Below are 682 nucleotides of genomic sequence, written 5' to 3'. Positions count from 1 at the left end.
TACCCGTGCGGTCAGATGCTCCCGGAGTTCGTCGTCGGTGACGTCGGTACCGACGTAATAGGCGGCAAGGTATTTGTCATTGCCGCCGGGGTGGTCGGCAGCGATGACGACCGCGGTCGAGACGGCAGGGTGCTGCTGCAGGACGACGCGGATCTCGTCGAGTTCGATGCGGAAGCCGCGGATCTTGACCTGATCGTCGGAGCGGCCGAGGTAGTCGAGTTCACCGGCGTGGTTCCAGCGGACGAGATCGCCGGTGCGATACAGACGCTGCCCGGATCCGGTAGCGACGAACCGGGACGCCGTCAGATCCGTGCGGCCGATGTAGCCGTCGGCGAGTTGGACACCACCGAGATACAGCTCACCTGTCACCCCGACGGGTACCGGGCGCAGCCAGGTGTCGAGGACGTGGGTGGTTGTGTTGGCGACCGGTGTTCCGATGGGCACGGTCACCGCGTCGGCCAACGCAGAAGCGTGTACGGGTGCGGCGGTGACGTCGACGGCGGCTTCGGTGGGGCCGTAGAGGTTGTGCAGGTCGGCTCCGGCGAAGAGTCGGTCGGCGGCGGCGGCGTTCGCGGCGGGGAGGGCTTCGCCGGAGAAGAACACCCGCCGCACCGAGGTGAGGCGTTCGGGGTCGGGTGTGGCGGTGAGGAATGCAGCGAGCATGGCGGGCACGAAGTGCAGG

Annotated in this window: 1 protein-coding gene; it reads right to left on the bottom strand. The window is 67.7% G+C overall.

Annotated features, from left to right (window positions below):
- Positions 1 to 682 (bottom strand): AMP-binding protein (locus tag CH293_RS27705; RefSeq protein WP_141217265.1); only part of this gene is annotated, 682 nt, incomplete at both ends.

The organism is Rhodococcus sp. 14-2470-1b (assembly GCF_002259415.1).
Lineage (GTDB): Bacteria > Actinomycetota > Actinomycetes > Mycobacteriales > Mycobacteriaceae > Rhodococcoides.
Note: the sequence above shows the minus strand (reverse complement) of the source record. Positions and strands in the feature narration are given on the sequence as shown.